This window comes from Ruminococcus sp., from assembly GCF_017650195.1.
In the GTDB taxonomy this organism is placed as follows: Bacteria; Bacillota; Clostridia; order Oscillospirales; family Ruminococcaceae; genus Ruminococcus.
This window is the reverse complement of sequence record NZ_JAGCFH010000141.1, coordinates 1-2,915: the sequence shown is the minus strand read 5'-3', so window position 1 is coordinate 2,915 and position 2,915 is coordinate 1. Positions and strand designations below refer to the sequence as shown.

Annotated in this window: 5 protein-coding genes; all 5 read left to right on the top strand. The window is 41.9% G+C overall.

Annotated elements, in window-relative coordinates:
• Positions 1–431, top strand: a 431-nt coding sequence (locus tag J6U00_RS06475) for a 4Fe-4S dicluster domain-containing protein (protein WP_296580315.1), incomplete at its 5' end; no start/stop codon positions are given.
• A gap of 15 nt (positions 432–446) precedes the next feature.
• Entirely contained in the window at positions 447–1,412 is a 966-nt protein-coding gene (locus J6U00_RS06470) for an RnfABCDGE type electron transport complex subunit D (protein ID WP_296580313.1), read from the top strand.
• Positions 1,402–1,929, top strand: coding sequence for an FMN-binding protein (locus J6U00_RS06465; protein ID WP_296580311.1), 528 nt, complete (start codon positions 1,402–1,404; stop codon positions 1,927–1,929). The genes J6U00_RS06470 and J6U00_RS06465 overlap by 11 nt, the downstream gene beginning before the upstream one ends.
• A complete protein-coding gene (locus tag J6U00_RS06460; protein WP_296580310.1) occupies positions 1,922–2,596 on the top strand; it encodes an electron transport complex subunit E in 675 nt (224 codons plus the stop codon). The genes J6U00_RS06465 and J6U00_RS06460 overlap by 8 nt, the downstream gene beginning before the upstream one ends.
• 5 nt (positions 2,597–2,601) lie before the next feature.
• On the top strand, positions 2,602–2,915 hold a 314-nt coding region (locus J6U00_RS06455), incomplete at its 3' end, for an Rnf-Nqr domain containing protein (RefSeq protein ID WP_296580317.1).

Here is a 2,915-nt window from a genome sequence, read left to right as displayed (position 1 = left end):
GTAATGCCGTAAAGGAGCCTAAAAATGTAAACGCTGTTATAGGTACTTCCTTCAGGTCGGTGCTTGAATTCTGCAAGACTGACATTGATTCTGTCATAAAGCTTATCGCAGGTGGTCCTATGATGGGTATGAGTGTTCCAGATATAGATATGCCTGTCGTTAAGACTTCAAACGCACTTCTTGCCTTTGACCATTATGATGTACGTAGAACATCTGACTGTATACGCTGCGGACGCTGTGTAAGAGTTTGCCCGCTTGGTCTTATGCCTGCGGATATCGACAGAGCTTACAGGATCAAAAATGTGGAAGAGTTAAAACAGCTCAAGGTTATGCTTTGCATGAACTGTGGAAGCTGTACTTATGTCTGTCCTGCCAATAGAAAGCTTGCAGAGACAAATCAGCTTGCCAAGGCTCTTATCCCAAGAAAGTAAGGAGGCGGAGAAGCTATGGGTAAATTAATTGTTTCGCCGTCACCACACGACGAAAACTATACAAAAACTTCTAATATAATGCTGAATGTCATTATTGCTCTTCTTCCTGCATGGGGAGCAGCAATGTACCTTTTTGGTGCGAGAGTACTGACTTTAACGGCGGTCTGCATTGGTAGCTGTATATTCTTTGAATATGTATGCCGTACACTGATGAAGCGTTCTAATACTATAGGTGACCTTTCAGCTGTTGTTACAGGTCTGATATTAGCTATGAACCTGCCTGTTACACTGCCTTACTGGATGGCTGTAGTAGGCTCCTTCGTTGCTATAGTAATCGTAAAGCAACTTTTCGGCGGTCTTGGACAGAATTTTGCCAATCCGGCAATTACTGCAAGAATTGTGCTTATGGTATCATTTCCGTCGGCCATGACGAACTGGGTACTTCCGCTGAATGAAAAATTTGATACTGTTTCGGCTGCTACACCTCTTGTTCTTAATGGCATGGATTCAGAAAAGCTAGCCAAGATAGGTCAGAGTATCCCGGATTATAAGGACCTTTTGCTTGGAAATACAGGCGGATGTCTTGGAGAGGTTTGTGCACTCGGTCTTCTCATTGGTGGAATTTATCTTGTAGTAAGGAAGATAATCTCGCTTTCTGCTCCTCTTTCGTTTATCGGCAGTGTATTTTTACTAAGCTGGATAAGCGGTGACGATCCTGTATATCAGATACTTGCTGGAGGACTTTTCCTTGGTGCCTTTTTCATGGCTACAGATTATGCAACTACGCCTATCACTGAAAAGGGAAAGATTGTTTTTGGACTTGGTTGTGGTATAATAACCTTTGTTATAAGACATTTCGGTTCTTATCCTGAGGGAGTTTCATTCTCGATACTTCTTATGAATGTGCTGACTCCATACATAGAGCAGCTCACGAGAACTAAGGTTCTTGGTGCAAAGGAGGCTGAAAAGAGTGAAGGATAAAATTAAACCTACCTTTGTGCTTACAGTTATATGCGTTATCGCATCGCTTCTTCTTGTATTTGCTTATGAGTTGACAAAGGAAAGGATAGCCGATCAGAAAGCTCAGAAATTCTACAGTAGTGCAGAGGCGATTTTCGGTAAAACAGAATACCGTCTAGTTGACATTAAGAGCAGTTATGATGAAGTACAGTCTGTTGCTGTAACTCCAGATAATAAAACGGTGATACAAGTATGTGCCGATGGTTATGCAAAAGGTGGAATAAATATTCTTGTAGGCATAAATGATGAAGGCCGTATTTCTGGTATTGAATTCGTTTCGCTGGGAGAAACTCCCGGTCTTGGATCAAATATACGTGATGACGCTGATTTCCGTAAGCAGTTTTACGGACAGAAGGAACCTAAGAAAGATTTTGATGCAGTCAGTGGTGCGACATTCTCTTCAAAGGGTATGAAACACGCCGTTGATACTGCTTTGAATGCATACAATGAGAATAAGGAGGAGATCCTCGGTGGCTGAAAATAAAACATCTCTCAAAAAAGAGATCACAAAAGGCATTATCAAGGAGAATCCTACTCTTGTAATGCTTCTGGGAATGTGCCCAACACTTGCTGTTACTACACAGGCTGTAAACGGCATAGGTATGGGACTTGCTACGACTTTTGTCCTTCTAGGTTCAAACATCGTTATATCCGCACTTAGAAAGGTAATTCCTGATAAGGTACGTATACCTGCATTTATCGTAATAATTGCAAGCTTTGTGACGCTTATCGGATTCCTTCTTGAGGGTTTTGTGCCGAGTCTTTATGACAGCCTCGGTATTTACCTTACTCTGATAACCGTGAATTGTATTATCTTCGGCAGAGCTGAAATGTTTGCGAGCAAAAACGGTATCGTCGCTTCTGCTTGTGATGCTATAGGAATGGGAATCGGCTTTACATTAGCTCTATTCCTTATGGGTTCTGTACGCGAGATTATCGGTTCTGGAAAATGGCTAGGAATGACTCTGCCCGTACTCAGCGAGGATCCAATGCTTCTGTTTATAATGCCTGCAGGAGGTTTTTTCACCCTCGGAATAATTATAGCAGTTGTAAACAAACTTTCAAATAAAAAGCCTCCGAAGGAGATAGGATGTGCTGGCTGTGCAAATGCTGAAGCCTGCGGAAAGGCAGGTGACTGTAAGTGAAGACCATGCTCGTTATACTCCTTTCGGCAATGCTCACAGATAACTTTGTACTTTCAAAGTTCATGGGTATCTGCCCTTTCCTTGGTGTTTCAAAAAAGCTCGACAGTGCAGTAGGTATGGGCATTGCGGTTACATTTGTAATGATATGTGCTACACTTGTTACATATCCAATACATCACGGTATACTTGTTCCCAACGGACTTGAATATTTCGATACAGTTGTATTTATTCTCGTTATCGCACTCTTTGTTCAGCTTGTCGAGAATTTTCTTAAAAAGTGTGTTCCGTCACTTTACAGTTCGCTCGGTGTTTATCTTCC

What these genes read in the sequence shown, in the direction of transcription:
- J6U00_RS06470 (WP_296580313.1), top strand. Translation starts at nt 447, where the DNA reads ATGGGTAAATTAATTGTTTCGCCGTCACCACACGACGAAAACTATACA.